The following is a 26,898-nucleotide window of genomic DNA, read 5'->3' as shown; positions in this document are numbered from 1 at the left end:
TCATTCCCCCCCGAAGTCAAGGAAGGCCGGGCCGGCCGTGTGGCATTCGCCGGGATGAATGGCTATACTGATGGGCGGAACGGAGATGAGCTTCCTCGAGATCGAGCATCTGTCGGCCGGATATGACGGCCGGGACGTCATCCACGACGTCTCGCTCGCGGTCGAGCCGGGGGAATTCGTGGCCATCCTGGGGCGGAACGGATCCGGCAAGAGCACGCTGATCAAGGCCGTCCAGAACCTCCTCGGCCGCGTCCGGGGCGAGGTCCGCTGCGGCGGCGAGGATGTCTTCCGCCTGGGCCCGCGGCGGCTGGCTGCCAGGATCGCCTATGTCCCCCAGATGGCCGAGCCGGTCTTCGAGTACACCGTCGAGGAGATCGTCCTCATGGGCCGCTTCGCCCGCCAGGGCCGGCTGGAGCGTGTTTCGGCCGGGGACGAGGAGGCGGCGACCGAGGCCATGCGCCTGACCGACGTCGCCCGGCTGCGCCGCATGAATCTCTCCCAGCTGAGCGGCGGCGAGAGCCAGCGGGTGTTCATCGCCCGGGCCCTGGCCCAGGACTCTCCACTGCTCCTGCTCGACGAGCCGAGCAGTCATCTGGACATCGCCTACCAGGCGGAGATCTACCGCATCCTCGAGGACCTGCAGCGGACGCGGGCCAAGGCCGTCGTCGTCGCCGAGCACAACATCAACCTGGCCGCGGCCTTCGCCGGCCGCCTGGTCTTCCTGGCGGGCGGGGCCGTGGCCGCCGAGGGCACGCCCGCGGAGACCGTGACGGCCGGGAACATCCGCTGGATCTTCGGCGCGGACGTCGATATCCGCGCGAACGCCCGCAGCGGCCGTCCGGAGATCTCGCTCGCCGGGGCCGGGGAAAGGCCATGAGCGGGCCGGCGGCCCGGACCGCGCCCGCCTTGGTGCTGGCCTCCCTGCTTCTCCTGCTGTCCGCCGGGCCGGCCCTCGCTTCTCAGGACATCAGGGACGATCTCGGCCGGCCGTTCCCCCTGCCCGCCGCGACGCCGAGGCGGATCGTGTCCATGGCCCCGAACATCACCGAGATCCTCTTCGCCCTCGGCCTCGGCCCCAGGGTCGTGGGCGTGACCAGGTTCTGCGATTACCCGCCGGAGACCGCTTCCGTCCGCAAGATCGGCGGCCTGGTCGACCCGAACGTGGAGATCATCCGTTCGCTCGACCCCGACCTGGTCGTGGCCTTTCGCGGCAACCCGCTGCGGCTCGTCGACCGGGTCCGCAAGCTCGGCCTGCCCGTGTTCGTCCTCGACATCGGCCAGGGCCTGGACGGCCTCGTGCCCCTGGTCGAGCGGATCGGCCGGGTGACGCGGACCGAGGACCGGGCGGCCGCGATCGCCGCCGGCCTCAGCCTCCGCCTGGCCGAGGTGGACACGGCCCTGCGCGGCATCGCGGCCCGCCCCAAGGCCTTTGTCCTGCTCTACGGCCAGGGACTGTGGACGTGCGGCGGCCAGAGCTATGTCAACGACCTCATCGCCCGGGCCGGCGGAACGAACGTCGCCTCGTCCCTGCCGAAAAAATGGGTCCTCTACAAGCGCGAGCGGATCATCCGGGACGATCCCGACGTCATCTTCATCCTGGCCCGGACCGCGGCCGACTTCCGGGCCGGCCGCGAGCGGCTGGCCCGCATGCCGGGGCTCGACGGCGTGAAGGCGGTCAAGGCCGGGCGGATCTACGAGCTCGACGAGAACGCGGCCAGCCGCTTCGCTCCCCGGCTCGTCGACGTCCTCGTCCGCATGGCCTCCCTCTTCCACCCCGACCGCTTCGGGGGGCGGCCGTGAGCGCAGCGGCCAGAAGGAAGCTCTTCTGGGCGGTGTCCCTGTTTTTGTGCCTGGCCGGATTCCTCGTGTCGCTCCTGATCGGCCCGGTCAGGACGACGCCCGCCGACCTGGCACGTTTCCTCCGGGCGCCGGATCCCGCGCATACCGCCATCTTCATCGACCTGCGCCTGGCCCGGGCCGTCCTGGCTTTCCTGGTCGGGGCCGCCCTCGCCCTGTCGGGGGCCATCCTCCAGGGCTATTTCCGCAATCCCATGGCCGACCCGTTCATAGTCGGCGTTTCGTCCGGCGCGTCGCTTGGGGCCGTCCTGGCCACGCTCCTCGGCTTCGAGACGGCGATCTTCGGCTTCAGCGGTCCCGGGCTGATGGCCTTCCTGTCGGGGCTGGGCATCGTCTCGCTCGTCTACGCCTTGTCGCTGCGCCGGGGCGGCTTCAAGGTCGAGACCCTCCTCCTGACCGGCATCGCCGCGGGCGCGCTGGCCTCGGCCCTGACCTCGTTCCTCCTCTTCATGCGCTCGGACTCCTACGACCAGGCGGTCTTCTGGCTTCTCGGCAGCTTCCAGCTGGCCGAGTGGGGACAGGCGGCGACCATCGCGCCCTGGATCGTCCTGTGCTTATTCGCCGCGATCTGGCTGGCCCGGGACATGGACCTCCTGGCCCTGGGCGACGAAACGGCCCAGGCCCTCGGCAGCCCGGTCCGGCGGATCCGCAAGGCTTTCCTGGCCATGTCGGCCCTGCTGGCCTCCCTGGCGGTGTCCGTGAGCGGCATCATCGGCTTCGTCGGCCTGGTCGTCCCGCATTGGGTCCGCATCCTCATCGGCCCGCGCCACCGCCCCCTTTTCGCCGCGTCGGCGCTGGCCGGCGGCACCTTCCTCCTCTACTGCGACCTCCTGGCCCGCAACCTTCTCGCCGCCGAGCTGCCCATCGGCGTCATCACCGCCGCCGTCGGCGCCCCGTTCTTCCTCTACCTGCTCCACAAGAAGCGCTAAGAGGGGGGCAGACCCTCTGAATGACCCCCTCTTGGCTTTGACCCCGTCCCGGCGGAACAGGGGAGGCGGCAGGGCCGTATGGTAAAATGAGGTCCCATGGATTATTTTTTCATCCGCGACTACCGGCGCCGCAGCCGCTTCTTCTCCGCCGGGCCGCTCGGCCCCGTGCCCGCCAACTTTTCCAGAGCCCGCGAGATCTGGGAGAAGGCCAAGACGAAGGTCGTCGGGCTCAACCCGCGGGCCCTGCTCCAGGAACAGGCCTTTGAGCACGCGGGCAGGCCGGCGGAAGGGCCGCTCCGGATCCTGCACGCCGGGAACGGGGAGGGCCGCCACGTCAGGACGCGCCTGTTCTTCTTCCTCCAGCGCCAGCGGACCCGTCATGTCGCGGCCCTGATCGCCGAGGCCATCCTCGTCCCGTTCTCCGGGCTGCTCGCCCTCCTGCCAGGCCCGAACATCTTCTTCTACGCCCTGGCCATCGTCATGATCATCCAGTGGCAGGCCCTCCGGGGCATCGACCGCATCCTCCATCGGGAGCACGAGTTCGTCGCCGATCCCCTGCTGGCCGAATGGGAAGCGGCGGTCGAGGCCCGCGACGAGGCGCGCTTCCCCGAGCTCCTCGACCGCCTGGAACAGGTCCACGAACTCCCCTCCCCGCGTAAACTGCTCTGGAAATAGGGGAAATTGACATTCCGGGACGATTGGCTTAGGGTATAGATGCCATGACTCTGACCCTGAACCAGGTCCTGGGGATCATCCTGACCGTCGCGGCCGTCGTCGCCGTGACCTACCTGGTCCTTTTCCTGAGCCAGCTCCGCCGGACCGCCCGGGAGGGCGAAAAGGCCCTGATCAAGGCCCAGGAGGCGATGGACGAGATGAAGGTGATCGAGGCCAAGATCAACGCCAGCCTGGACAATGTCGGCGAGGTCCTGGCCGTATCGAAGAGAGCCATCTCCGGCCTTTCGGAGATCTCCCTGTTCCTGACCTCCAAGGTCATCCGGCCGTCGGCGAAGTTCTGGCCGATCCTGTTCCCGCTCGTCAGCTTCGGCCTGCGGCAGTTGAAGAAAAGAAAGGAGAAGAAGGATGGGTGAGACGAAAGACAGCCATTTCTGGGATTCGCTCCTGACGTTCGCCGTCGGCGCCACGGCCGGATTCATCCTGGGCATCCTGGTCGCCCCCGCGAGCGGCAAGGAAACCCGCAAGAAGATCAAGGACAAGGCCGCCAAGACCGGCGAAGCGGCCATGGAAGGCTATGAGAAGATCGCCAAGGAGGCCGAGAAGAGCATCCGCCTGGTCAAGGAGAAGACCGGCGAAAGCGTCGACGCCATCCGCGATTTCATCGAAAAGAAAAAAGGCGAGATGCAGCAGAAAGCCGAAGAAAAGTAACCGCGTCCGCGACGCTTTCCGCCCGTCCGACTTCCGGTCCCCGGCCGATCCTCGAGCCGGGGTTATTTATATGAGGAACCGAAGACCATGATCCGAAACACCCGCCGCCCCGCCGCCCCCGCCCCGCTGGCCGCCTTCGCCGTCCTGGCCGTCCTGTCCGTCCTGGCCGCCGTCCCGCCCGCCGCCCGGGCCGTCGACCCCAAGACCGCCCGGCGCATCGACCAGGAGATCGATAAGAACAAAGCCGAGATCGTCAAGATCCGGCGCTTCATCCATATGAACCCCGAGCTGAGCAACCGCGAGGTCGAAACGGCCAAGCTCATCGCCTCGACGCTCCAGCCCCTTGGCTTCGAGGTCCGCACCGGCGTGGCCAGGAACGGGGTCGTGGCCGTTCTCCGCGGGGGCCAGGCCGGGCCGTCCGTGGCCGTCCGGGCCGACATGGACGCCCTGCCGGTCCAGGAAGCGACCGGCCTGCCCTACAAGTCCCTGAACCCCGGCGTCATGCACGCCTGCGGCCACGACGTCCACAGCGCGGTCGTCCTCGGCACGGCCCTGGTGCTCAAGGCCCTCAAAGACGACCTCAAGGGCACGGTCACCTTCCTCTTCCAGCCGGCCGAGGAGGGCGCTCCCGAGGGAGAGGATGGCGGCGCCGAGCTCATGATCCGGGAGGGGGCCCTCGACAACCCGCCGGTTTCAGCCGTTTTCGGATTCCACGTCTGGCCCGAGCCGACCGGGCGCGTCCTCTTCGCCCCGGGCAACGTGACCGCCGCGGCCGACAGCTTCTCCATAACCGTCAAGGGCCGGAGCGCCCACGGCGCCCGGCCGCACGAGGGCGTGGACGCCATCGTCATCGCCGCCGAGATCGTCGGCGCCCTCCAGACGATCGTCAGCCGGGCCTCAGACCCGACCGATCCCGCCGTGCTGACCGTCGGCACGATCAACGGCGGCAGCCGCCGCAACATCATCGCCGACCGGGTTGTTCTCGAGGGCACGATCCGGACCATGAGCGAAGCGAACCGGAAGAAGCTGCCGGCGCTCCTGGAGAACATCGTCAGGAACATCACGGAGATCTACGGCGCCGGCTACCAGTATGAGTACAAACCCGGCAACCCGTCCGTCTTTAATAATCCTGAGCTGGCCGCGTCCATGACGCCGACGCTGGTCCGGCTCCTGGGTAAGGATCGGGTCGTCGAGTGGAAGCCGCAGATGATCGCCGAGGACTTTGCCTTCCTGGCCCGGAAGGCCCCCGGCTTCTACTTCTTCCTGGGGGTCCGGGGCCCGGGCCAGCCGGCGACGCCCCTTCACAGCCCGGCCTTCAGCCCGGACGAGAACGCCATCCCGCTGGGCGTCCGGATCATGAGCAACCTGGTCCTCGACGCCCTGGAAGCTCAGAGCGCCCTGGCGGCGGCCCGTCCCGCCTTCTGAGGACCAGCCCCTATCCGTTCGTCTTCCTGGCGGCCGGGCTCTGCCTGGGCATCGTCTCCGCCGAAGCGGCCGCCCTAGCCGCGCCGCCGGCCTTGGCCGCGGCCGTGGCCGCCCTGGCCGCCGCCTGGACCCTCTTCGCCCGCCGCCGCGATCGCGCCGCCGCCGTCCTGATCCTGGCCGCCGTGGCCGGCCTGGGGGCCGCGCTCTTCGCCGTCCGCGACCGCCGGTACCAGGCCAATCCCCTCCACGCGCTCGCCGCAGACGGCTACGTTGACGTGGCCGGGCGGCTCTGCCGTTCTCCCGGCCGCGAGCCCGACCGCGACGTCCTCTTCATAGACGTCGCCGCCGTGTCCCCGGACGGCGCCGGGAGTCCGGTCCGGGGCCGTCTCCGCCTGAGCGTGCCCTTCCGCCGGGGCGAGCGCCGCCGCCTCGACTATCTCGCCGGGGACTTCGTCCGGGCCTCGGTCCGGCTCGGCTCCGGCGGCTCGTTCCGCAATTTCGGCGCCTTCTCCTATGAGCGCTACCTCCAGACCCTGGGCGTCCACCGCCGCGGCTCGACCAAGTCCGCCCTTCTCGTCGTCCGGGCCGCGCCCGCCCCGGCCGGCTCGGTCCGGGCCGCCATATCCCGCGTCCGCCGGAGCATCCAGTCGGAGCTCGAGCGCCGCTTCCCCGCTCCCGACGGGCTGGACATCTCGCCCCAGGGGGCCGTGCTCGAGGCCCTGCTCCTGGGCGAGGACGGCCGCCTGGACGAGGCGACCGTCGAGAACCTGCAGACGACCGGGCTGTACCACCTCTTCGCCATCTCCGGCGGCCACATCGCCATCATCAACCTGCTCCTGTTCTCGCTCTTCCGTCTCGTCCGCATGTCCCGGCGGGCCTCGAGCCTGGCCCTGGCCGTCTTCCTCGTCTTCTATACCGCCCTGGTCGAGGGCAGCCCGTCGGTGCTTCGGGCCGTGCTCATGACCCTGGCCGTCCTGGCCGGGCGGCTCCTGTGGAAGGACGTCCACGTCCTCAACACGATCGCGGCCAGCGCCTTCGTCCTGCTTCTCGCCAACCCGTCCAGCCTCTTCGACATCGGCTTCCAGCTGACCTACGCCGCCACCCTGACGATCATCCTGTTCATGCCGCCCCTCCTCCGCCGCCTGCCGCGCCTGCCCTTCAAGATCTCCGAGCTGGCCGCGATGTCGTTCGCCGCCTCCCTGGGCGCCGCGCCGCTCATCGCCCGCAGCTTCAACCGGGTCTCGCTATCCTCGCTCCTGCTGAACTTCCCGGCCATCCCCCTGGTCGGGGTGATCATGGGCGTCGGCTACGCCTTCCTGCCGCTCGCCGCGGTTTGGCCGGCCGCCGCGTCGCTTCCCGCCGCGGTCCTGCGGCTTCTCGTCGCCCTCTTCGCCCTGATCTCCCATTCGCTCGACGCCTTCCCGTTCCTGTCCGTCCGCGTGCCGACGCCCAAGGCCGGCGTCCTCTGCGGCTATTACCTGGCCCTCGGCCTGGCCCTGCTCCCGCCCCGCTTCCGGTTCCAGAGGCCGGCCGCGCTCGCCGCCGTCCTCGCCTTCGCCGGGCTTGTGGCCTTTCCCCCGCTCCGGGCCGCCCCGCCCGGCCTGCGCCTGACCCTGATCGACGTCGGCCAGGGCGAGTCCATTTTGGTCGAGTTCCCCGGGCGGCAAGCCATGCTCATCGACGGCGGCGGCCTCCCGGCGACGCCGTTCGACGTCGGTGAGAGGGTCGTCGCGCCCGTCCTGTGGCGCAAGGGCATCACCCGGATCGACCGCCTGGTCCTGACCCACCCCCATCCCGACCACCTCGGCGGGCTTCCGGCCCTGGCCCGGGACTTCCGCGTCGGCGAGTTCTGGGAGGGGCGGCCCGCGCCGCCCGAGGGGGCCTACGCGGAGCTCCTCCGGGCCCTGCCGGCAGGGGCCGTCCGGCGCCGCTGCGGCCGCGGCTCGCGCTTCGACATCGGCCCCGTCGCGATCGAGGTCCTGAATCCCCCGCTTCCCGGCGACGGCGCCGCGCCCGGCCAGCCGGCCAACGAGGACTCGCTGGTGATCCGGCTGACGGCCGCCGGGACCTCCTTCCTGCTCATGGGGGACGCCGGCCCTGAAACCGAGCGAGCCCTGCTCGGATCAGGGATCGACCTCCGGAGCGACGTGCTCAAGGCCGGCCACCACGGCAGCGCGGCTTCGACCTCGGCCGAGCTTCTGGCAGCCGTCGGGCCGCGCCTGGTGCTCGTCTCCGCCGGCGAGGGCAACGCCTACGGGTTCCCCAGCCCGGCCTTCCTGGCCCGCTGCGACCGGGCCGGGGCCGTCGTCCTTCGGACCGATCTCGACGGGGCGGTCGAAGTCCTGGCCGACGGCCGCCGCCTGGTCGTCCGGACCGCCGCGGCCCGGCGGGCCGGGGCCGGCCCGCCCCATCGTTTGACACGTACGACTAAATCCATGATAATCGGCGTGGACTGAAGGAGGGAGGTCCCATGCGCAAGACAAGTTGGCTGGCGGCGCTTTTCCTGCCCCTCCTTTTGGCGTCGTTCCTCCAGGCCCAGAGCCTGACCGACCTGGCCAAAAAGGAAAAAGAGCGCCGGGCGGCCATCAAGGGCAAGCCGGCCGCGGTGATCACGACGGCCGACGTGGCCAAGGTCAAGAAGCGGCCGGCTGTCGAATCGACGACACCGAAGCTGACCGGCGAGGAGATCGCCGCCGAGAGTGGCGAGGCCAAGGCCCCCGAAGGCGCGGCCGCGCCCGCCGCCGTCCAGGGCGCGGAGGCCGCGGCGGCCGGCACCGGCGAGGCCAAGCCCGCGGAAGCCAACCCCGCGGCCGGGAAGCCGGCCGAAACGACGCCGGACCAGGCCCGGGACGAGGCCGTCAAGAGCGCCCAGGCCCGGACGGCCGAGCTGCAGAAGGCGGCCGAGGACGCACAGCAACTGGTCGAGCTCCTGACGCTCAAGATGAACGCGCTCTACCAGGAGTTCTACTCGCTCGACAATCTCAAGTCGCGCGAGCTCCTGCAAGCCCAGATCAGCGACACCTACGACAAGCTGCTCAAGGCCCAGGTGGACGCCCAGAAGGCGGCCAAGGACTTCCAGGATTTCGTCGCCCAGACGAAGAAAGAAAGCACGCCGTCGATCTGGTTCCGCTGATCCCGGCGGCGCGAGCGCCGCTCCAGCACGAACACCACACGCCGAGGACGATCATGACCGCCAAACCCAAGCCGGCTCCGGCCGGGGCCGACGCGCCCCGGGCCGACAGGCGCCGCCCGACCGAGCTCCGCCCGCTCCGCATCAGCCTGGACTACATCGACTTCGCCGACGGGTCCGCCCTGGTCGAGTGCGGCCGGACCCGGGTCCTGGCCGCGGCCACGATCGAGGATCGCGTGCCGCCGTTCCTGCGGGGCACCGGCCGCGGCTGGGTGACCGCCGAGTACGCCATGCTCCCCCGGGCGACGACGGAGCGGACGCCGCGCGAGCGAGTCGCCGGCCGGATCTCGGGCCGGACCCAGGAGATCCAGCGGCTGGTCGGCCGGGCCCTCCGGGCCGTGACCGACCTCAACGCCCTGGGCGAACGGCAGATCATCGTCGACTGCGACGTCATCCAGGCCGACGGCGGGACGCGCTCGGCCTCGGTGACGGCCGGCTGCGTCGCCCTGGGCCTGGCTCTCAAGAAGATGATGGACCAGGGCCTGCTCGGCCAGATGCCCCTGCGCCACCTGGTGGCCGGCGTCAGCGTGGGCATCGTCCGCGGCCGTCCCCTCCTCGATCTGGACTATTCGGAGGACTGCCAGGCCGACCTGGACATGAACGTCATAGAGACCGACCGCGGCGAGCTCGTCGAGGTCCAGGCCGGGGCCGAGAAGGGCCCCTTTTCCCGGCAGGACCTGACGGGGCTGCTGAAGATGGCCGACAAGGGGATCGGCCGGATCATCCAGGCCCAGAAGCGGGCCCTCAAGGAGAAGAGCTTCCTCTTCATGGCCTACGGCTATAAGGACAGCAAGTAGCAAGAAAGGGTCAAACCTGCCTTTTGCGCAAAATGAGCAAAAAGCAGGCTTGCCCGCCTCAGATCGGACGGCTTGACAACCTTCCCTCTGAATCAATAGAATCAGTCCTCTGCAACCCAAATAACGAGAGGCCCGGAAACCGGCCGGACAGGTCTTTTTTTCGAAACCCGCCCCCAGGCCGGGCGAGGCGTCTCAAGGAGGTCGTCATGAACCTGACATCCTGGCTCATCCTCATCGGCGCCGTCGTCGCCTTCGTCGCCCTGATCATCCTCGTCCTGGCCCTGCGCTACCGGAAGGTCGGCCCCAACGAGGCCCTCATCATCGCCGGAGGGCGCAAGCGTTCGATCGCCCTGGCCGACGGGACGAAGCAGAAGGTCGGCTACCGCTACCGCCTCGGCGGCGGCGTTTTCGTCTGGCCCGGGATGGAAAAGGTCTACGTCCTCCCCATGGACATCATCCCCGTGAGCATCCGGACCCCGGAGGTCCTGACCAGCGGCGGCGTGCCGATCATGGCCGAGGCCGCGGCCCAGATCAAGATCGACTCCTCCGACGAGGCCATCCACCGGGCCGCCGAGCAGTTCCTCGGCATCGGCCGCGACGGCATCCGGGACGTGGCCGTCAACGTCCTCGAAGGCAAGATCCGCGAGGTCATCGGCGGCATGTCCGTCGAGGAGATCTATCGCGGCCGGCAGGAATTCTCGAAGCGCGTCACCGCGGCCGCCAGGGATGACTTCCGGGCCATGGGACTGATCATGCTCTCCTTCGCCCTCAAGGACATCAGCGACACGCAGGGCTACCTCGACGCCCTGAGCAAGCCCCAGATCGCGGCCGCCAAGCGCGACGCGGTCATAGCCCAGGCCGAGACCGAGAAAGAATCGATCATCAAGTCGTCCCAGGCCCGCAAGGAAGCCGAGGTCGCCCGCCTCCAGTCGGAAGCGCTGATCGCCAAGGCCCAGTGGGAGAACGAGGCCAAGAAGGCCGAGTCGCAGGTCCTCGTCAACGCCAAGAAGGCCCAGGCCGACTTCTCCTACGAGCTCGAGCGCAACCGCATCGGGCAGGAGCTGAAGAAGGAAGAGGCCCGGGTCAAGCAGGTCGAGAAGGAAGAGGCCATCAAGATCGAGGAGCTCGAGATCGCCCGCAAGGAGAAGGAGCTCGAGGCCACGGTCATCAAGCCGGCCGACGCCCGCAAGTACCAGATCAAGGCCGAGGCCGAGGCCGAGGAGTTCCGCATCGCCGCCGAGGCCAAGGGCAAGTCCGAGGCCGTCAAGCTCGAGGGCCTGGCCCAGGCTGACGAGATCCGGGCCAAGGGCGCGGCCGAGGCCGAGGCCATGATGAAGAAGGCCCAGGCCTGGGAGAAGTACACCCAGGCCGCGGTCATGGACACCTATATCAAGGCCCTGCCCGAACTGGCCAGGGCCGTCTCCGAGCCGCTGTCGAAGGTCGACAAGATCGTCATCGTCGGCGGCGACAAGGAGCTCGGCACGACCAAGATCACGGGCCAGGTGGCCCAGATCCTGGCCCAGATGCCCGAGGTGGTCAAGTCGCTGACGGGCGCCGACATCCGGGAGTTCCTCAAGGCCAAGCTCTCACCCGAGGCCAAAGACGCGAAGAAATGAGCGCCCGGCCGGGCGTCGAGGCAGGTGAACCATGATCTCTGAAAAAGTCCAGCGCATCGGCGCCTCCCCCACCCTGAAGATCTCGGCCAAGGCCAAGGCCATGAAGGCCGAGGGCATCGACGTCGTCGACCTCAGCGTCGGCGAGCCGGATTTCCCGACCCCCGAGAACATCAAGGAGGCGGGGATCAAGGCCATCCGCGACAACTTCACGAAGTACACCGTGAGCGACGGCATCCTGCCCCTGCGCAGCGCGATCGCCAAGCGGCTCAAGGAAGATTACGGCGTCGAGTACGGGCCGAAGCAGATCATCGTCTCGGCCGGGGCCAAGGCCTCCCTCTTCCACCTCGTCCAGGCCCTGGTCGACGAGGGCGAGGAGGTCATCGTCCCGGCCCCCTACTGGGTCACCTACCCCGAGTGCATCGCCCTGGCCAAGGGCAAGCCGGTGATCGTCCCGACGCGCGAGGAGGACGGCTTCCGGCTGACGCCCGAGGCGCTCAAGGCCTCGATCTCGCCGGCCACCAAGGCCGTCATCCTCAACAACCCGTCGAACCCGACCGGCGGGGCCTACACCAGGGACCAGCTCCTGGCCCTGGCCGAGGCGATCAAGGGCGAGGACCTCTACGTCATCGCCGACGAGATCTATGCCAGCCTCATCTACGACAACTTCAAGTTCACCAGCTTCGCCGCGCTCGGCGAGGACATCAGGAAGAAGACCGTCCTGATCAACGGCGTCTCGAAGTCGTACTCGATGACCGGCTGGCGCATCGGCTTCGCCGCCGGGCCGGCCGAGGTCATCGACGGCATGTCCAAGATCCAGAGCCACACGACCTCAAACGCCTGCTCCATCGCCCAGAAGGCCGCCCTCGAGGCCTACGAAGGCCCCCAGTACGAGGTCGCCAAGATGGTCGCCGAGTTCCAGAGGCGCCGCAATTACTGCCTGATGCGGCTGGCCGCGGTCCCCGGCCTGTCCTGCTTCAAGCCCCAGGGCGCCTTCTACCTCTTCCCCAACGTCAAGTCGTTCTACGACAAGGAAACCGCCAACGGGGCCAAGATCCGCAATTCCTACGGACTGGCCTACTACCTCCTCAAGGAGGCCCGCGTGGCCATCGTCCCCGGCGACGCCTTCGGGGCCGATGACCACATCCGGCTGTCCTACTCCACCTCGATGGCCAACCTCGAGAAGAGCATGGACCGGATGGTCGAGGCCCTGGCCAAGCTCAAGACGGCCAGGAAGGTCAAGCGCGTCGCCCTGAGCAACACGGTCACCCGGGTCAAGAAGGCCGTGCCGGTCGAGACCGTCGCGGACGCCAGGATGCGCGACGCCCTGGTGGCCGAGATGGAGACCCACCTCGGCTACGAGGGCCGCTACGAGTGGAACGCCCGCATCGGCGGGGCGGTCATCCAGCTGCGGACCAACGTCCCCCATCTCAACGACTTCTGGGTCGAGGGCTTCCCGCCGGCTCCCGGCGAGGCCGACGTCCGGCCGCACGGCGTCGTCTATGCCGTCGACGGGATCGCGGGCCGCGAGCCGCGCGGCTTCTATCACGAGGCGACGCAGACCGGCGTCCTGGTCAACACCGATCTCTACGGCTCCCTCCGCAGCCTGGCCCTCGGCCTGGCCACGGACATCTCGATGCGTTCGGGCGGCGGCGCCGCCGGCGCGGTGCGGGGCATGTCGGTCGACCTGGACGGCCGGGGCCTCGTCCTCGTCGGCCCCCCGGGCACGAAGAAGACGGAGCTGTTCTTCGAGCTCCTGGCCGACCGCCGCTTCAAGCTCCAGGCCAACGACCTCGTCTTCGTCGAGATCGCGGCCGGCCGGGCCCGGGCCGACTGCGTCGAACGCAAGCTGGCCGTGCCCACGACGGCGGTCGAGCTCGACGGCCGGCTGGCCGGCCTCTTCGACCGGAGCAAGTGCGAGAACATCGTCGTCCGCCGGGAGGACTGCCAGGACCTCGATTGCCAGCGGGCCGACGACTGCCGGCTGGACCGGGGCTCGCCGTACTGCTACAAGGCCGCCAAGGAAGCCCAGGCCCTGCTCGATCCGGCCTGGCTCGGGCCGGCCGCGGCCGTCCGGAGGACGGACCTGCGCTGGCTCGTGCTGCTCCGGAACGACGCGACCTCCCCGGCCGTGGTCGAGCTGGCCAAGGACGAGGCCCTGCGGGCCCTCGAAGCCGGCGAAGCGGCCGGAGCCAGGAAATCGCTCGCCGGGGGCAAGGCCCAGCCCTTTTACAATCCCCATCTCCTGGGTGCGTCGCCCGAGAAGCTCGAGGCCCAGAAGGCCTTTTTCGGCCGGCTGCTCGAGTCGGTGAGGTGCATCCTCTTCAACAGCGGCGCGGCCGGGGCGGACAAGCTCAAGGACATCGCCCTGTCCGGGCTCTGACCCGCGTCCCGGGGGACGCCCGCGCGGCTAATCGTCCGGGGTGAGGCCCCTCCCCGAAATATCACCCGGGCGTTCATCCGGGGCGATGATTGTCCGCGGAGGCCGGCCTCTCCATACTGCATAACGGGGTAAAGTCCCCCGGGGCCGCCTTGAACGGGTGACGCATTTGCTATATAAAATGAGGTCGGTAAGGCCGTGACAGAGGGATATCTCATGAACAAGCGCGTGCGCCGCCCTGCCCGCCGGGGCTTCACCATGATCGAGGTCCTGGTCGTCCTCGGCATCATGGGCATCTTCCTGGTCGTCTCCTACCCCAGCATCATGAACACGATGGCCGTGCGCAACCTCGAGAACGCCACCCGGGAGATCCAGACGTTCCTGCAGCAGACGAAGCTCCAGGCCGTAAGCACCCGGGTCGCCCATCGCGTCCGCTTCTACCATCCGGACGGGGGGACCGCCTGGGCCTACCAGATGGAGGGCCTCCAGGAGGACGGCGCGGCCTGGTCCCTGGACCAGCGGGGACCGATCAAGACCATCTCCACGAGGTTCAACGTCATCATCAGCCTGCCGGTCGACACGACGACGGGGGACCCCGTGGCCGTCTTCTCCCCCCTCGGCATGTTCCCCCAGTACGCCGTCGGCCAGAGCTCGATCGCCCTGCAGAGTCCGAAGCTCCTGAACCAGGGCCAGGACGACCAGCGGGTCCTGAGCCTGTTCATGGGCGGATCGATCGAATATGCCAAGAGAAAGAGCGCCTGAGATGAAAACCCCGAAGCCTGCCCGCGGTTTCAGCCTGATCGAGGTCCTGGTCGGCCTGTTCCTCGTCGCCGTGGCCGTCCTCGGCCTGGCCGAGCTGTTCCTGGTCGCCGTGGCCAACAACCTCAAGGCCGACCGGGTCGCCAATGCGACCTTCCTGGCCCAGCAGGAGATCGACTGGCTCCGGGGCCTGACGGCGGCCGAGATCAGCGCCTGCGGCAGCCTCACCGACGAGGTCATCGACATGAACTCGGATGGGACGAACGACTACCGGCGCGTGACCTCGATCTCGGCGGCCTCGGCCGTTTCCTACGACATCCAGGTCCGCGTCTATTCCGCCGAGAACGTCGGCGTGGCCGACCCCCAGGACCTGATCGACCAGCCCGAGCTGCACCGGGCCCGGGCGCTCATCTCGACGATCATCACCAGGTAAGGGAGCCAAGACCGTGAAACAACGTCTGCGCGCGCTTGCCCTCCGGCGCTCCGGCGGCTTCACCATGATCGAGCTCCTGGTCGGCGCCAGCGTCATGCTGGTGGCCGTCCTCGGGGCCCTGTTCATCTACGCCAGGAGCAACAAGGTCTCGGTCGAGCAGCAGATGGTCACCGAGATACAGAACGACGTGCGCTCCGGGATGTTCTTCCTGACCCGAGACCTGCGCATGGCCGGGGCCGGCCTGCCCGAGCAGTTCTCGTCCTACTTCGTCCAGGGCTGGGACAACGAAGCCCAGTCGGGCGGCGGCGACGTTCAGCCCGACCGCATCCGCCTCATGGGCAACATCGACGACCCGCTCAACCTGCCCATCCAAAGCTACCACGGCTCGTCGGCCAACGTCGGCCTCGAGGATTACAGCTTCGAGCAATATGCCTACCCCGACGACTTCTATGCCAACAGGTTCGTCATCATCCTGCCGAACCCGGATTCGGGCTGCCGGGCGGCCGAGGTCCGGGTCGTCACCCACGTCACCCATAACGCCGGCGGCAGCAACGAGAAGCTCAACTTCTCGCCCGGCCTGGCCCCGGGGGTCGACCCGCCGGGCGGCCTGTCCGGGACCTGCTCGGACTCCAGCAACTACAACGGCGGCATGATCAGCTTCATCAACGTCAAGGAATACTGGCTGGACACGACCGGCACGGCCGGCGGAACCGCCATGACAGCGGCCAACGGCTATGTCGGCGAGCCGGGCGTCCTCTACTGCACCCACAACGGCATCCACTTCGCCATCGCCCGGAACATCGAGAACTTCCAGGTCGAGTACGACGGCGACATGAACATGGACAACGACCTCGACGGCTGGTCGCCCTGGGACGACGGCTGGAGCCTCGACCAGATCGCCCGCATCCAGCAGATCCGGGTCTGGGTCCTCGGCCGGACCCCCCAGGCCTTCGCCTCGGTCGGGAAGACCCCGCCGGGCGGCGTCCAGATCTATCGCCGGCCGCTCATCTCCAACAGCCCGGCCGCGGGCGCCGACGACCGCCGCCGGCGGTTCCTCATGGACTCGACGTCCAACGTCCGGAACATGAGCCTCAACCTCTACAACATCGGCGAGAGATGAGGAGCGCCCCATGAACACGCTTCGGCAGCGCACGTCCCGGGAGCGGGGCTCCGGCCTCATCGTCGTCATCATGATCGTGGCCTTCATGCTGGCCGTGGGCATGCTCCTGATCACGGTCACGGGCACGAGCCCCAAGGTCTCCGACAGCCTGCGCCTCCAGGACATGGCCTTCAACGCGGCCGAGGCCGGCTTCAACGCGGCCTGGGTCGTGCTCAACGACGCCTTCGTCAGCACGACCTACACGTCGTTCAGCGGCCATTACCACAACGATTACGACGGCCATCCCAACGTCCTGGACGATCCGACCCTGGCGAACCAGTTGTATTTCCGCAAGCTGACCGACGCCCAGATCTACGCCGACTGCCAGGCCCACGCGTCGGACTACGCCGGCACGGTGATCTTCAACGCCGAGGCGCTGGCCGGCGATCCGCGCTGCTCCTACACCGTGTTCCTCATCAACGACGAGGCGCCGGGGACGGTCACGGCGGACGACCACGACTGCATCCTGCTGTGCATCGGGCGAGGGCCGCGGAACACCTACAAGCGGCTCGAAATCGTCATCGAGGTAGGATCCTGACGATCCGCGAAAGGGGAACGGACATGACGAGCAAAGGCATGAAGCGCCCAGGGAGCCTGATCATCCTGGCCGCGGCCGGCCTGATCGCGGCGGGGGCGGTCCTCCTGCCGCGGCTCTGGCCGCAGGTCCAGAACTGCACCCAGACCACGAACTCCTTCTCGGAGAACTTCAATACCCGCGATTACAAGGACGCGGCGAACTCGTCCGTCGACGGCTGGACGGCGGCGGCCCGGGGGCCGATCACCCTGCCGGTCCTGGGCTCGAACTTCGCCGTGGGTTCGGCCGCCAGCATGGGCGGCCACATCTACGCGGCCGCGTCCGGCGATTTCACCGGGGACGGCTACCCGGACCTGATCGGCCTCGAGATCAGCGGGCAGGTGGCCAGCCCGCGCGTCTCGCCGTATTCCCAGCTCGTCCTGGTCCGCAACCAGTACGCCACGAACCCCGACCAGCCGCTGGCGATCGATTGGTCCAAAGTCTACGATTCCTTCGGCACGATCTACACCGGTCCGTGCTGCATCACGGCCGGGGACTATAACGGCGACGGCCTGCTCGATTTCTTCTTCATGCGCAACTCGACCGACGAGTTCGGCTATACCAATTTCCTGGCCAAGATGTACATCAACATCGGCACGAAGACCGACCCGGTCTTTTCCGCGTCGAGCTCGTACAACCTCAACTTCAGCTCCCTGCTGTCCTGCACGGTCGGCTCGGGCAGGAACGCCAGGACCTATTACGTCTACAACTACTGGCTGACCAACCATCTCGCCTCGGTCGACATCGACAAGGACGGCGACCTGGACATCCTCATGATCAGCGAGGACAAGGTCTTCCTGCTCCGGCAGGGCAGCGGGACATGGCGGGCCGCCAAATTCTCCCTCGGCGAGCTGAACTACGGCGGCTCGGCCGGACGGACGGGCTACGCGGGCTATCCCGGCGGCTCGGCCATCGCCGCGGCCGATTACGACGGCGACGGCGACATCGACGTCATCTGCGGCTCGGTCGGCACAGCCAACTATCTTGTCTTCTACCAGAACGACGGGAAGGGCGCCTTCACCAGGAGCACGATCGCCATCCCCAATGCCAACTGCTACGGCGTCGACGCCATCCTGTCCGCCGACTACACCAACGACGGCCGCATCGACGTCTTCGTGGCCACGGACGCCATGTACCGCCGGTCCGCCGGGCTGCTGACCGCCGAGGGCCGGATCTGGTTCCTGCGCAACGAGACCGTCAACTACAATGTCGGCTGGACGTTCAAGTGCCTCAACGGCTGCGTGTCGCCGACGCCGAGCCCCTACGACATCGATATCGGCGCCTATCTGGACATCGACAACGACGGGGACATGGACGTCGTCATCTGCGACGCCAACCATTCCGGCGACTACTATCTCGTCGAGAACCAGCTGGCCGGCGTCTTCGCCCTGTACGGCCAGGGCGTCTCCACCGACGTCGGAGCCGGCATCCTCGATCCGAAGCTCCACGCCGTCACCGAGGTCCGGATCACCGACCTGCGCCAGCATGTCATCGGCGGAGATGCCACGGGCCTGGCCGTCACGCTGTACTTCTCCAACAACGGCGGCCGGCAATGGGAGTTCTACAAGAAGTTCGAGGGGAACGAGATCGCCAACGCCTCGAACCTCGACTGGTACGAGTTCAAGTCGTTCGGGGCCGACCTCCGTTGGAAGGCCGTCCTGACCGCGGCCGAGGACACAATGGACGATTACGACGGCGCCTCGTTCCAGTCGCCCGCCGTCTCGTCGATCGCCATCGAATACATTTACATCAACCGTCTCGAATACTCGCGGGCCTCGGCCGCCGCGACCGTCGTCGCCAGGAACGGCACGCCGACGAAGCTCGTCATCGGCGCATCCTTCATCTACCCCGGCGACGAGGGCCAGCTCCGGGCCTACAACGTCACCAGCGTCTCGATCGCCTCGGGGACGGCCTCGCAGCTCTACACCCTGTCCACCTCGGACCTGGACGCCTCGTCGGGCCGGTCCGTGGAAGTCGGGGACGCCTCGATCCTGTGGGACGCCGGCCAGCTGCTGGCCGGCCGGTCCGCCGATTCCCGGGCGATCTACACGGCCGTCCGGGAGGACGCCGACCTGGCCAATCCCCTGGCCCGGACCGAGTTCACGACCGCCAACGAGGCGACGCTGGCCCCCCTGCTCGACGACGTCCAGAACGACAACGCCGGGCTGATCCAGTTCATCCGGGGCTCCGGCCGCGACTGGAAGCTGGGCGACATCAACCGCTCGACCCCTGTCGTCGTCGGGCCGCCGAACAGGGACGCCGCCCTCATGGGCGACTCGGCCTCGGACACGAGCTACGCCGATTTCAAGACAGCCTACGCCAGCCGGACCACGGTCGTCTACGTCGGGGCCAACGACGGCATGCTCCATTGCTTCGACGTCCTGACCGGCGACGAGATCTGGGCCTTCATCCCCTATAACCTCCTGTCCAAGCTGAAGGAGATGTACCAGTTCGACCCGGCCGACCCCTCGACCCACTTTTTCAGGCCCTCGCAGACCGGCTACGTCGACGCCACCCCGGTCGTGTCCGACGTCCAGATCAACGGCGCCTGGCGGACCGTCCTCGTTTGCGGCCAGGGCCCCGGCAGCGGCAGCGTCCTGGCCGGCGGGCTCAACTACTACTGGGCCCTCGACGTCACCGACCCGCACGATCCCCAGCCGCTGTGGGAGATCACCCACACGGACTCAGCCTCGGGCATGCGGACCATGGGCGAGACGCGGTCGACCCCGGCCATCGGCAGGATCCACGACGGCGGGACCCCCCGCTGGGTCGCCTTCATGGGCTCCGGCTACGACAACGACACTTCCTCGACCATCGCCGGGACCTATTTCTACACCGTCCGCATCGACACGGGCGAGATCATCTCGGCCCTGGCGGTCGACGCCGACGTCGACACCAGCGCCTTCACCGGGGACAAGGAGCCGTACCGTTACACCAATATCGCCCCGGCCATCGTCGCCGGGCCGACGGCCGTCGACAACAACGTGGACGGCTTCGTCGAATACGTCTACATCGCCGACCTCGACGGCCGGATCTACCGCCTGAACGCGGCCGTGACCAACATCGGCAACTGGGCCCTCCAGGCCATCTACGAGGATTACCTGAACTACCCGATCTCCACCAGGCCGGCCGTCTGGCTCAACCCCATGGAATCGACGCCGACGTCGCCGCGGATCTATTTCGGGACGGGCGGTCACGACCGCAACCTGGGGGTCTACAACCCAGGCACGGACGAGCTGGCCGGCCGGATGTTCTCGTTCATCGGCCTCGTCGACAAGGGGCCCGCCGAGACGCCGGCCAAGGACTGGGTGGAATGGTACATCGGCGACCCGGACCTGCTGGGCGGGCTTCCCGCGACCAAGGACACCGGCGACCTGGACCTCGGCTACAAGGTCTGGGCCGACCCGGTCCTGGCCGACAACATCGTCTATTTCAGCACGCTCAGCGGCAGCATCGAGGCGGCCAACCCCTGCACGAACCTCGGATCGGCCGGCCACCTCTACGGGCGGTTCGTCCGCCAGGCCTCGTCCATCCCGGTCGGCGGGACGGCCTTCCGGGCGACGTCAGGCGCGCCTCCGGAATACCTCCAGCTCCAGAGCAAGGCCCGGCAGGCCGTGACCGTCGGCGAGGCGGCCTACGACAACGCCAACAAGATGAACAAGCGCGACGTCTACGTCCAGGAATACAACTCGACCATCGAGCAGCTCGTCCAGCCCATTGGGACCCTGCTCCGGGTCAAGTCCTGGCGCGAGGTCTATCAGGTCATCCGGTGACCGCCCCCGTCCGGCGGTCACCTCGCGTCCGCGGGAGACGGATGAGGGACCCGTCCGCCGCGTTTGACAGCCGCCGTGCCGAAGGCAATAATGGGACTTGGTTCATGTCATGAAGAAAGCGCTAGTGATCCTCGCCGTGTTCGGGCTGAGCGCCTCTCTCGGCGCGCAGAGCCTTGTCGATCTCGCCAGGTCGGAAAAGGCGCGCCGCGAGGCCCTCAAGGGCCGGCCGGCCGTCCTCGTCCGCAACCGGGACCTCCTGGCCGTCAAAAAGACCCCGGCCGTGGAGGTCCTCGATACGGCCGGGGAGGAAACGGGCGAAGCCGCGCCGCCCGCCGCCGGCGGCCGGACTATCCCCCCGGGCGCCCAGATCGTCCCGCAGGTCGAAGCCGACGGCCCGGCCCTCGTTGGCGATCAGGCAATCGGCCGGCCGGATGCGTCGGCCAAGGTCCTCGAGGCCCAGCTCAGGGCCGCGGAGGAACGGGTCGACCTGCTGGCGACCAAGATGGCGGCCCTGCGCCAGCAATACGACGCCCAGAACGCCATGATGCCGGGCTCCGCGATCCAGCAGCAGATCGCCGAGACCAACGAAACCCTGGTCAGGGCCCAGGCTCAACTGGCCCGGATCAAGGAACAGCTGGACAAGAAGAGGGCCGGGACGAGCCAGGGCCCGGTCGAGATCGAGCACTAACCCTCTTCGATCCTTTCCGCAAGGACGTGCAGGAGGAAGAGGTGCGCTTCCTGGATCCGGCCGGTCGAACGGGACGGGATGTCCAGAAGATAGTCCGCCAGCGGCGGAAGGTCCCCTCCCCCGCGCCCGGTGAAGGCGATCGTCAGCAGCCCCTTTGAACGGGCCGCCCTCAGGCCCAGGACCACGTCGGGAGAGCGCCCGCTCGCGGTCAGGGCGACGGCCGCGTCTCCCGGCCCGCCCAGGGCCTCGATCTGGCGGCTGAAGACCTGATCGAAACCCCGGTCGTTGCCGATGGCCGTCAGCGAGGACGTGTCCGCGGTCAGGGCGATGGCCGCTCCGGGCGGCCCGTCGTGCCGCGAGAACCCGTTGACCAGCTCCGCGGCGAAGTGCTGGGCTTCGGCGGCGCTCCCGCCGTTGCCGAAGATGAGGACCTTGCCCCCGGCCCGGAGCCGGCCGGCGAGGGCCCCGGCCGCGGCTTCCAGGACGGGACCGCGGGTCCGAAGGAACTCCCGCAGGGCCCGGTCGAGCTCGGCGACGTGATCCTCCGGCTTCATCCCTCACCTCCCGGCGCCGGTCAGGATCGCGCTCCTGACCTCGTCCATCAGAAGGCCCATCGTCTCCTTCGTATAGCCCGCGACGGGAACGGGCCGATGGAAGACGACCTCGATCCGGCCCGGCCGCGCGCAGGGCCGCCCCTTGGGCATGAGCTCGCGGCTCCCGGCGATGGTCACGGGCACGATCGGGGCCCCGGTCTCGAGGGCCAGGAAGAAGCCGCCCCGGCGGAACGGCCCGAGCCGGCCGTCGAGCGTCCGCGTGCCCTCGGGAAAGATCAGGAACGAGTAGCCCCGCTCCCGCATCAGGACCGCCGCCCGGTCGATGCTTCTCTTGCCGCTCCGGGCGCCCTTCCGGTCCACGGGAACGAAGCCGATGAAGCGCATGACCGGCCCGACGACGGGGATGCGCAGGACGGACTGCTTGAGGATGACCCGGGCCCGGCCGGGGATGAGCATGAGCATCAGGGGCCCGTCGATCAAGCTGCCGTGGTTGGGCATGTAGACCCGGGGCGTCCCCGGGTCGATCCCTTCGAGGCCGGACACGTCCAGCCGGAGCCCCAGGACGCGCCGGCTGACCCGCATGGCCCACAGCCCGTACCCCAGCGGCAGCTCCCGCTGCCCCGTCAGCCGGCAAAATAGGAAGAACGGCAGCCCGGCGACGACCACGAGGACGTAGAAGAGAAGGAGCAGCGCGGTTCTCATCGAAGCCCGCCGATTATAGCACACCTCTTTTCCCCCGGGGAAACGGATGGTATATAATACCGGCCGTGAAGTCCGAACCAGGGACCTCGGGCCGCCGCCTCGTCCGCCTCGGCATCTTCCTCTTCCTCGCCCTGTGGCTGGCCGAAGCCGTCACCAAGGTCCTGGCCGTGCTCAACGAATACACCGGCGACGATCTCAAATCGACGATCACGGCGCGCCTCGGCGAAGGCCTGAGGGTCCTGGCGCCGGCCGTTCTCGCCTACATCCTGACGCTCCTCGCGATCTATGTCCTCTTCGGGGTCCTGAACGGGCACTACGCGTCACTGCTGGCCAGCCGGATGGCCCGGCGCTGGCCGCGCTTCTCGCGCTCGGCTCCGGGCGTCGCCTTCCTGGCCGTCAACTCGGTCTTCCTGGCCGGCCTGTACGGGCTGAACGCGGCGCTTTATCCGGCCTCCAACCTGGCCTTCGTCCGGCAGTCCCTGGCATGGGTCGGCGGCGCCGGGATCCTGAAGCCCCTGTCCCTGGGGCTGCTCGCCGTCTACCTGCTCGGCTTCGTCATCCTGAGCCTTCGCTGCGCCGAGAAGAAGGCCGCCGTCGCCTCCCTGGTCTTCTGGGGCGCGCTTCTCGCGGCGCCGCTCGACCCCGCCTATCTCGTGGGCCGGGCCTTGCCGCGGGCGGCGGCGGTTCGGCATGCCGCCCCCAACGTGATCGTGATCGGGCTCGACTCGCTCAATCCCCTCCACACCGGCTACGCCGGCTACCCCCTGCCCCTGACCCCCAATCTGGACGCGTTCCTGAGGGAGAACGTCGTCTTCAGCAACTGCTATACCCCCTTGGCCCGGACCTTCCCCTCGTGGTATTCGATCCTGACCGGCCAGTACCCGGTGACCAACGGCGTCCGCCTCAATCTTCAGAACAGGAAGCACATCAAGTCGGCGGCGCTCTGCCTCGGCCACGCGCTGAAGGAGCAAGGCTACACGACCGTCCACTACACCGACGAGGTCCGGTTCAGCAACATCACCCCGGCGGAGGGCTTCGACGTCCTCCGGCATCCGCTGATGGGGGTCAAGGACTTCGTCTTCGGCAGCTTCCATGATTTCAGCCTGACCAACGTTTTTTTCAATAACCCCCTGGGCAGCCTGATCTTCCCCTTCCTGCGGTTCAACCGGGCCGTCTTCCATCTCTACGACGGCCGGTATTTCATCAACGACCTCGTCGCCGCGCTCGAGCGGCTCAAGTCCGGGAAGCCGTTCTTCCTGGCCGCCCACCTGTGCATCGGCCACTGGCCCTATTACCACGCTTCCCCCCGCGAGTTCAGGCACCGGGCCGGCGCCGACGCGCGCATGGCCCTTTACGATTCGGCCATCTCGATCGCCGACGCCCAGCTCGGCCGGATCCTCGGCGCCCTCAAGGCCGCCGGCCTCTACGACGACGCGATCGTCGTCGTCCTGTCAGACCACGGGGAGTCGGCCGACGGCCACGGCTCCGACCTCCGTGACTCCGAGCAGAACCGGACCCTGCTCGCCTGGAAGCCGGCCGGGGGGACGGCCCATCGGGATGTCGGCCGGCTCGTCCGGACGGTCGATATCGCGCCCACGATCCTGGATCTCCTCGGGTTCGGGACGGCCGGCCGCGCCTTCGACGGGCAGAGCCTCGGGCCCTGGCTTCGCGGCCCCGGCGCCCCGGAGCCGCCGGACGACAGGTCCGTCATCATGGAGACGGAATTCTCCCTGGACACGCCGGGCGGCGTGGGCATCGCCCTGCAGTCCATGATCGAGCAGGGGGCCAAGTTCTACGAGTTCGACCGGACCGGCCTGATCACCGTCCGCGAAGAGTACTTCGACGTATTGATCCGGCGGCGGAACCGGGCCCTGCTCACGCCGGCCTGGAAGCTCGTCCGGGACGTCATCGTCCGGGGCCCCGACGAAAGCGTCCGGACGACCCTGTTCGATCTCCGGGCCGACCCCGCGTGCGAGAAGGACGTCTCGGCCGGGCGGCCGGAGGTCTTCCGCGACCTGTGGGACCGCCTGTCCCGGTATTACGGGGCCGAGCTGTCCACGCCGGCGGCGAAGCCCGACGGAGGCCGCTGATGGCCGCGGACCTCTCCCGGGCGGCCGGCTTCATCCGGAAGAACCAGAATCCCGACGGCGGCTGGGGCTACGAGCCCGGCCGGCAGAGCCTGGTCGAACCGGCGGCGCTCTGCGCCCTCGCGCTCGGCGCGGCCGGCGACGAGGCCGCGGCGGCCCGCGGCCTGGCCTTCCTCAGGTCCTGCCTGAATCCGGGCGGGGCGGTCGGCCTTGGCCCCGGGGACGAGGACGGGAACTGGATGGCCTATGCCGCCCTCCTCGCCTTCCACGCGTTGGGGGCGCCGAAGGAGGAGCGCCGGCTGCGGGCCTGGATCCTGGCTTTCGAGGACGCCTCGGGACGTTACAGCAAGACCGACCTCGCGGAGATCGCGGCCCGCTTTCGCTACGACGCCTCGATCCCGGGCTGGGGTTGGACGCCGCGGACAACGGCCTGGGTCGAGCCGACCGCCCTTTTCGTCCTGGCCCTCCGCCGCACGGGCACGGCCGCGACGGAGAAAAGGATACGGTCCGGCGTCGCCCTCATCCTGGACCGCAGGGTCCCGTCCGGGGGCTGGAACTTCGGCAATCCCTTCAGCAAGTCGTTCGAGCTCGAGGCCACGGCCATGTCGACCGCCCTGGCCCTGGCGGCCCTCGGCGCAGCCGGCCTCCCCGAGGACCACGCCGCCGTCGCGGCCGGCCTGCGCTGTCTCGAGGATCGCCTGGCCGGGAACGTCAGCACCGCGACCCTGGCGTGGTCGGCGCTGGCCCTGACGTGCTTTGCGGGCCGGGCCGCACGGGCCCGGGACGCGGCCTCCCGTCTGGCCCGGCTGCAGGCGGCCGACGGGGGGTTCCGCGCCAACCTTTTCGAAACGGCCCTGTCGTATCTTGTTCTGGCCGGCGCTCCGATCCTCGCGCCCGCAGCCGGGAGGGACCGATGACCGGAAGGCCGTGTTCGCGACGGGAATTCGGCCGCCTGCTCGGGACCTCGGCCCTGGCCGCCTGGCCCACGGCCGCGCTGGCGAAGGCCGCGGCCCGGCAGGCCGCCGGGACGGGATCCGTTCCGCTCCTTCAGGTCGCCCTGGTCGCCTGTCCAGATTACGAGCCGGGGACGCTGGCCGCGGCCATCCGGGAAGGCTGGCGATCGAGCCGGCCGCCCGACGTCCGGGGCAAGCGGGTCGTGCTCAAGCCGAACATGGTCGACGTCTCCCCCGAGCGGCCGATCCACACCGACCCGCGCCTCCTCGAGGCGCTCGTCCTCCACCTCGGCGACCAGGGAGCGCGGGAGATCGTCCTGGCCGAAGGCACGTCCCACAACCGTGATTCCGAGGACCTTTTCCGGAGAGCCGGGTATGAGGCCCTGGCCCGCCGCCGCGGGATCCGGCTCGTCGACCTGAATTATGACGACCTGGTCACCGTCCCTTCCGTCAACCCACGGGCCACCCTGCTCAAGAAGATGTCCCTGCCGATGACCATCCGCGAGGCTGATGTCCTCATTTCCCTGCCCAAGATGAAGACCCACAAGCTCGCCGGGATCACGCTCGGCCTGAAGAACATGTTCGGTATCCTGCCCGGCATGGTTTACGGCTGGCCCAAGAACACGCTCCATTGGAACGGCATCCCGCTCAGCATCTGCGAGATCAACGGCACCGTCAAGACCCATTACACGGTCGTCGACGGCGTTATCGGCATGGAGGGCCACGGCCCCGTCATGGGCCGCGCCAAGAAGGCCGGCGTGCTGGTGATGGGCGACAACGCCCTGGCGGTCGACGCCACGGCGGCCCGGATCATGGGCGTCGATCCCGAGCGGGTCGAGTACCTGGCCCTGGCTCACAGGATCAAGCTGGGCTCCCTCCGCCGTCAAGACATCGCCGTCTCGGGCGGCCGGATCGAGAGCGTCCGGGCCGATTTCGCCCTTGACCCCGAGTTCGCCGCCCTCCGGGCCGCGAGATCCTGAGACGCCGCCGGGCGGCGGGGAAACAATAAAAAAAGGGGCGGCCGAAGCCGCCCCTTCAAGGACGTCAGATCAAGATCTAGGTCAGCTTCCGGAGGCGTTCTGAACCAGAGCCGTCGCGGGGGCGATGACCCAGTTGCCGGACCAAGCCACGAGGTCGTTGTCGAAATCGCTCATGCCGCTGACGTTGTAGCGGCTGCCTTCAGGGTTCGTCGGGTCGTACGTCAGCGCGCCGACCTCGCCGTTCCGGCCGTAGGAGGCGAACAGGAAATCGTCGTTGCCCACGTCGGTGGCCGCGGTGCCGGTCAGGTAGCTGTTGATGTTCGTGGCATCGCCGACGCCGCACTGATAGGCGGTGTTCCACGGATCATTGATCGGGCAGGCCTTGATGTAGAACGGGGCGATGGCGACCGAGATGCCGGTCGCGTTGGCGATGGCGCCGTTCTGGGTCACGTTCGTCCAGTCGCCATGGTCGGTGATGTAGTCCATGGCGCCCGTGGACATGGTCATGATCTCTTTCATCGCCGTCTTCTGCTTGGCCTTCTGGATGGCGGCCAGAGCGTTCGGGATGAGAAGAGCAGCCAGGATGCCGATGATCGCGACGACGATCAGCAGCTCGATGAGGGTGAAGCCTCTCATCTTTTTAAGCATTGAAAACCTCCTTT

General features: G+C 68.5%; 24 protein-coding genes. 21 read left to right on the top strand and 3 right to left on the bottom strand.

Going from position 1 to position 26,898, the window contains the following annotated elements:
- Positions 1-70: 70 nt before the first annotated feature.
- From ABFD52_00910 to ABFD52_00825, 18 genes are all read left to right on the top strand, one after another.
- Entirely contained in the window at positions 71-877 is an 807-nt protein-coding gene (locus ABFD52_00910) for an ABC transporter ATP-binding protein (GenBank protein MEN6559320.1), read from the top strand.
- The gene (locus tag ABFD52_00905) at positions 874-1,800 is read left to right on the top strand and encodes an ABC transporter substrate-binding protein (GenBank protein ID MEN6559319.1); all 927 of its coding nucleotides are present in this window, start codon (positions 874-876) and stop codon (positions 1,798-1,800) included. Before ABFD52_00910 ends, ABFD52_00905 begins: the two co-directional genes overlap by 4 nt.
- Entirely contained in the window at positions 1,797-2,786 is a 990-nt protein-coding gene (locus ABFD52_00900; GenBank protein MEN6559318.1) for an iron ABC transporter permease, read from the top strand. The genes ABFD52_00905 and ABFD52_00900 overlap by 4 nt, the downstream gene beginning before the upstream one ends.
- 96 nt (positions 2,787-2,882) lie before the next feature.
- The gene (locus ABFD52_00895; GenBank protein MEN6559317.1) at positions 2,883-3,461 is read left to right on the top strand and encodes a hypothetical protein; all 579 of its coding nucleotides are present in this window, start codon (positions 2,883-2,885) and stop codon (positions 3,459-3,461) included.
- Between the two features lie 44 nt (positions 3,462-3,505).
- The gene (locus tag ABFD52_00890) at positions 3,506-3,874 is read left to right on the top strand and encodes a hypothetical protein (GenBank protein MEN6559316.1); all 369 of its coding nucleotides are present in this window, start codon (positions 3,506-3,508) and stop codon (positions 3,872-3,874) included.
- On the top strand, positions 3,867-4,169 hold the full coding sequence (locus ABFD52_00885; protein ID MEN6559315.1) for a YtxH domain-containing protein: 303 nt from the start codon (positions 3,867-3,869) through the stop codon (positions 4,167-4,169). The genes ABFD52_00890 and ABFD52_00885 overlap by 8 nt, the downstream gene beginning before the upstream one ends.
- An 87-nt stretch (positions 4,170-4,256) precedes the next feature.
- Positions 4,257-5,594 (top strand): amidohydrolase, encoded by a 1,338-nt coding sequence (locus ABFD52_00880; protein ID MEN6559314.1) that lies wholly within the window; start codon positions 4,257-4,259, stop codon positions 5,592-5,594.
- 92 nt (positions 5,595-5,686) lie between these two features.
- Positions 5,687-8,050 (top strand): DNA internalization-related competence protein ComEC/Rec2, encoded by a 2,364-nt coding sequence (locus ABFD52_00875; GenBank protein MEN6559313.1) that lies wholly within the window; start codon positions 5,687-5,689, stop codon positions 8,048-8,050.
- 14 nt (positions 8,051-8,064) lie between these two features.
- The gene (locus ABFD52_00870) at positions 8,065-8,727 is read left to right on the top strand and encodes a hypothetical protein (GenBank protein ID MEN6559312.1); all 663 of its coding nucleotides are present in this window, start codon (positions 8,065-8,067) and stop codon (positions 8,725-8,727) included.
- A gap of 53 nt (positions 8,728-8,780) precedes the next feature.
- Positions 8,781-9,581 (top strand): ribonuclease PH, encoded by an 801-nt coding sequence (gene rph, locus ABFD52_00865; GenBank protein ID MEN6559311.1) that lies wholly within the window; start codon positions 8,781-8,783, stop codon positions 9,579-9,581.
- A gap of 206 nt (positions 9,582-9,787) precedes the next feature.
- Complete coding sequence (locus ABFD52_00860; protein ID MEN6559310.1) at positions 9,788-11,197, top strand: SPFH domain-containing protein; 1,410 nt, start codon at positions 9,788-9,790, stop codon at positions 11,195-11,197.
- A gap of 31 nt (positions 11,198-11,228) precedes the next feature.
- Positions 11,229-13,577, top strand: a complete 2,349-nt coding sequence (locus tag ABFD52_00855; protein ID MEN6559309.1) for an aminotransferase class I/II-fold pyridoxal phosphate-dependent enzyme — start codon at positions 11,229-11,231, stop codon at positions 13,575-13,577.
- Positions 13,578-13,790: 213 nt separating this feature from the next.
- On the top strand, positions 13,791-14,336 hold the full coding sequence (locus ABFD52_00850; GenBank protein MEN6559308.1) for a prepilin-type N-terminal cleavage/methylation domain-containing protein: 546 nt from the start codon (positions 13,791-13,793) through the stop codon (positions 14,334-14,336).
- A 1-nt stretch (position 14,337) separates the two neighbouring features.
- Positions 14,338-14,766, top strand: coding sequence for a prepilin-type N-terminal cleavage/methylation domain-containing protein (locus ABFD52_00845; GenBank protein MEN6559307.1), 429 nt, complete (start codon positions 14,338-14,340; stop codon positions 14,764-14,766).
- A 13-nt stretch (positions 14,767-14,779) separates the two neighbouring features.
- Positions 14,780-15,886: a hypothetical protein gene (locus ABFD52_00840; GenBank protein MEN6559306.1), complete on the top strand. Its 1,107-nt coding sequence runs from the start codon at positions 14,780-14,782 to the stop codon at positions 15,884-15,886.
- A gap of 10 nt (positions 15,887-15,896) precedes the next feature.
- On the top strand, positions 15,897-16,463 hold the full coding sequence (locus ABFD52_00835) for a pilus assembly PilX N-terminal domain-containing protein (GenBank protein MEN6559305.1): 567 nt from the start codon (positions 15,897-15,899) through the stop codon (positions 16,461-16,463).
- A gap of 23 nt (positions 16,464-16,486) precedes the next feature.
- The gene (locus ABFD52_00830; GenBank protein ID MEN6559304.1) at positions 16,487-20,272 is read left to right on the top strand and encodes a PilC/PilY family type IV pilus protein; all 3,786 of its coding nucleotides are present in this window, start codon (positions 16,487-16,489) and stop codon (positions 20,270-20,272) included.
- Positions 20,273-20,381: 109 nt separating this feature from the next.
- The gene (locus ABFD52_00825) at positions 20,382-20,960 is read left to right on the top strand and encodes a hypothetical protein (GenBank protein ID MEN6559303.1); all 579 of its coding nucleotides are present in this window, start codon (positions 20,382-20,384) and stop codon (positions 20,958-20,960) included.
- On the opposite strand, the gene ABFD52_00820 is transcribed toward ABFD52_00825, so the two are convergent.
- A complete protein-coding gene (locus ABFD52_00820; protein MEN6559302.1) occupies positions 20,957-21,514 on the bottom strand; it encodes an SIS domain-containing protein in 558 nt (185 codons plus the stop codon). The two genes, ABFD52_00825 and ABFD52_00820, sit on opposite strands and share 4 nt — an antisense overlap.
- 3 nt (positions 21,515-21,517) lie before the next feature.
- On the bottom strand, positions 21,518-22,216 hold the full coding sequence (locus ABFD52_00815) for a lysophospholipid acyltransferase family protein (protein MEN6559301.1): 699 nt from the start codon (positions 22,214-22,216) through the stop codon (positions 21,518-21,520).
- A gap of 65 nt (positions 22,217-22,281) precedes the next feature.
- Between ABFD52_00815 and ABFD52_00810 the strand changes: the two genes are divergently transcribed.
- Genes ABFD52_00810 through ABFD52_00800 form a run of 3 tightly spaced genes read left to right on the top strand, consistent with a single transcriptional unit; the run spans position 22,282 to position 26,236 of the window.
- Positions 22,282-24,306 (top strand): sulfatase, encoded by a 2,025-nt coding sequence (locus ABFD52_00810; GenBank protein ID MEN6559300.1) that lies wholly within the window; start codon positions 22,282-22,284, stop codon positions 24,304-24,306.
- Positions 24,306-25,220 (top strand): hypothetical protein, encoded by a 915-nt coding sequence (locus ABFD52_00805; protein MEN6559299.1) that lies wholly within the window; start codon positions 24,306-24,308, stop codon positions 25,218-25,220. Before ABFD52_00810 ends, ABFD52_00805 begins: the two co-directional genes overlap by 1 nt.
- The gene (locus tag ABFD52_00800) at positions 25,217-26,236 is read left to right on the top strand and encodes a DUF362 domain-containing protein (protein MEN6559298.1); all 1,020 of its coding nucleotides are present in this window, start codon (positions 25,217-25,219) and stop codon (positions 26,234-26,236) included. The genes ABFD52_00805 and ABFD52_00800 overlap by 4 nt, the downstream gene beginning before the upstream one ends.
- 81 nt (positions 26,237-26,317) lie before the next feature.
- On the opposite strand, the gene ABFD52_00795 is transcribed toward ABFD52_00800, so the two are convergent.
- Complete coding sequence (locus ABFD52_00795; protein ID MEN6559297.1) at positions 26,318-26,884, bottom strand: prepilin-type N-terminal cleavage/methylation domain-containing protein; 567 nt, start codon at positions 26,882-26,884, stop codon at positions 26,318-26,320.
- Positions 26,885-26,898 lie beyond the last annotated feature (14 nt).

The organism is Acidobacteriota bacterium (assembly GCA_039683095.1).
Classification (GTDB): domain Bacteria; phylum Acidobacteriota; class Aminicenantia; order Aminicenantales; family Saccharicenantaceae; genus RBG-16-66-30.
The sequence above is the reverse complement of the archived record's forward strand: the minus strand, read 5'-3'. Positions and strand labels throughout refer to the sequence as shown.

Coding starts and splice junctions, on each gene's coding strand:
- ABFD52_00910 (MEN6559320.1), top strand. CDS start 71: ATGGGCGGAACGGAGATGAGCTTCCTCGAGATCGAGCATCTGTCGGCC.
- ABFD52_00905 (MEN6559319.1), top strand. CDS start 874: ATGAGCGGGCCGGCGGCCCGGACCGCGCCCGCCTTGGTGCTGGCCTCC.
- ABFD52_00895 (MEN6559317.1), top strand. CDS start 2,883: ATGGATTATTTTTTCATCCGCGACTACCGGCGCCGCAGCCGCTTCTTC.
- ABFD52_00890 (MEN6559316.1), top strand. CDS start 3,506: ATGACTCTGACCCTGAACCAGGTCCTGGGGATCATCCTGACCGTCGCG.
- ABFD52_00885 (MEN6559315.1), top strand. CDS start 3,867: ATGGGTGAGACGAAAGACAGCCATTTCTGGGATTCGCTCCTGACGTTC.
- ABFD52_00880 (MEN6559314.1), top strand. CDS start 4,257: ATGATCCGAAACACCCGCCGCCCCGCCGCCCCCGCCCCGCTGGCCGCC.
- ABFD52_00870 (MEN6559312.1), top strand. CDS start 8,065: ATGCGCAAGACAAGTTGGCTGGCGGCGCTTTTCCTGCCCCTCCTTTTG.
- rph (MEN6559311.1), top strand. CDS start 8,781: ATGACCGCCAAACCCAAGCCGGCTCCGGCCGGGGCCGACGCGCCCCGG.
- ABFD52_00860 (MEN6559310.1), top strand. CDS start 9,788: ATGAACCTGACATCCTGGCTCATCCTCATCGGCGCCGTCGTCGCCTTC.
- ABFD52_00855 (MEN6559309.1), top strand. CDS start 11,229: ATGATCTCTGAAAAAGTCCAGCGCATCGGCGCCTCCCCCACCCTGAAG.
- ABFD52_00850 (MEN6559308.1), top strand. CDS start 13,791: ATGAACAAGCGCGTGCGCCGCCCTGCCCGCCGGGGCTTCACCATGATC.
- ABFD52_00845 (MEN6559307.1), top strand. CDS start 14,338: ATGAAAACCCCGAAGCCTGCCCGCGGTTTCAGCCTGATCGAGGTCCTG.
- ABFD52_00835 (MEN6559305.1), top strand. CDS start 15,897: ATGAACACGCTTCGGCAGCGCACGTCCCGGGAGCGGGGCTCCGGCCTC.
- ABFD52_00830 (MEN6559304.1), top strand. CDS start 16,487: ATGACGAGCAAAGGCATGAAGCGCCCAGGGAGCCTGATCATCCTGGCC.
- ABFD52_00825 (MEN6559303.1), top strand. CDS start 20,382: ATGAAGAAAGCGCTAGTGATCCTCGCCGTGTTCGGGCTGAGCGCCTCT.
- ABFD52_00820 (MEN6559302.1), bottom strand. CDS start 21,514: ATGAAGCCGGAGGATCACGTCGCCGAGCTCGACCGGGCCCTGCGGGAG.
- ABFD52_00815 (MEN6559301.1), bottom strand. CDS start 22,216: ATGAGAACCGCGCTGCTCCTTCTCTTCTACGTCCTCGTGGTCGTCGCC.
- ABFD52_00805 (MEN6559299.1), top strand. CDS start 24,306: ATGGCCGCGGACCTCTCCCGGGCGGCCGGCTTCATCCGGAAGAACCAG.
- ABFD52_00800 (MEN6559298.1), top strand. CDS start 25,217: ATGACCGGAAGGCCGTGTTCGCGACGGGAATTCGGCCGCCTGCTCGGG.
- ABFD52_00795 (MEN6559297.1), bottom strand. CDS start 26,884: ATGCTTAAAAAGATGAGAGGCTTCACCCTCATCGAGCTGCTGATCGTC.